Below are 1,357 nucleotides of genomic sequence, written 5' to 3' on the forward strand. Positions count from 1 at the left end.
CTCGGTGTGGCCGCGATGCTGCTGGCCGGCTGGCCGGGCGTGGGCAGCGACTTCGGCGGCGTGATCGCGTTCGTGCCCGGCATCGCGGTGACCGCGCTGCTCGTCGCGGGCAAGCGGGTGTCGGTGGTGAAGCTGGCCGCGTTCTGCGTGCTCGGCGGGGTGGCCGTCTCCGTCATCGCGGTCCTCGACCACCTGCGGCCGCCCGCGCTGCAGACGCACCTGGGGAGGTTCGTGGGGCAGGTGATCGACGGGACGTTCTGGCCCATGATCGGCCGCAAGCTGGGCGCCATGCTCAACACCATGCTCTCCCCGAACCTCATGCCGATCGTCCTGGCCGGCCTGGCCTTCCTGGTCTTCGCCGTGCTGCGGCCCGGGCAGATCAGCGCGGGCATCGTGCCCAGGGCGTTCGCGCGGGCGCCCATGCTGCGGGCCGGGCTCGTCGGGGCGCTGGTCAGCGGCGTGGTGGGCATGCTGGTCAACGACTCGGGCACCGCCGTGCTGTCCATGGCGGTGGCGCTGGCCGTGCCATTGGTGTTGCACGCAGGCGTCCGCTCACCAGGCGAGGAAGAGCTCCTCGGGGGCCCGGTGGATGAGCGTGGCCGCCATGACGACGTCCTCGCCGGCGAGGCGTAGGCCGGGCAGCTCGCGTACGAGCAGTTCCAGGGTGATCCTGAGCTGCTCGCGGGCCAGCAGTGCGCCCGGGCAGCCGTGCACGCCGTGGCCGAACGACAGGTGCCGCGCCGGCTCCCGGGCGATGTCGAACTCGTCCGGCCGCTCGAACACCGCCTCGTCCCGCCCCGCCGAGCCGAACGACACGAACACTGCGTCGCCCTCTCCCAGTGCGGTCCCCGCCAGCTCCAGGGGCCTGGTCACCGTGCGGCGGAAGCCCTGCACCGGCGCCTCGAACCTGGCCGCCTCCTCGACGGCCGCGCCCGCCAGCTCCGGCCGCCCGCACAGCAGCTCCCACTGACGGCGGTCGCGCAGCAGGCGGTGCACGACGGTGCCGAGCAGCGCGGTCGTGGTGAGGTGGCCGGCCAGCATGACGTTCTGCGTGTTGGCCACGATCTCGTCGCGCTGCTCAGGCGTCGGCTCGCCGGGGCCGGGGGCGAGGCCGCGCGACAGCTCGCCGGTCAGGCTGTCCTGGTCCTCGACCTGGCGGCGTGCGCGTCCAGCGAGCGCCGCAGCGCCGCCACATCGCGCGCCGCGGCGACCTGCCGCTCCTCCGGCATCGGCGTGAACAGCAGGTCCTCGGCCCTGTTGCCGGCCTGGATCGCGCCGGGCACGTCGGCCGGGTCGAGGCCGAGCAGGTGCCCGATCACGGCGGCCGGGAGCGGCCTGGCGTACGCGGCCATCCACT

1 protein-coding gene and 2 pseudogenes are annotated in these 1,357 nt (G+C 74.3%); 1 reads left to right on the plus strand and 2 read right to left on the minus strand.

What is annotated here, in order from left to right:
• Positions 1–633, plus strand: a pseudogene (locus AB0J09_RS64835) (hypothetical protein); the annotation flags it as partial.
• On the opposite strand, the gene AB0J09_RS64840 reads toward AB0J09_RS64835, so the two are convergent.
• Positions 553–1,062, minus strand: a complete 510-nt coding sequence (locus AB0J09_RS64840; protein ID WP_360714457.1) for a cytochrome P450 — start codon at positions 1,060–1,062, stop codon at positions 553–555. The pseudogene AB0J09_RS64835 and the gene AB0J09_RS64840 overlap by 81 nt on opposite strands.
• 68 nt (positions 1,063–1,130) lie before the next feature.
• Positions 1,131–1,357: pseudogene (locus AB0J09_RS64845) on the minus strand (cytochrome P450); the annotation flags it as partial.

The sequence above is a fragment of the Nonomuraea sp. NPDC049784 genome, from assembly GCF_040659615.1.
Classification (GTDB): Bacteria; Actinomycetota; Actinomycetes; order Streptosporangiales; family Streptosporangiaceae; genus Nonomuraea.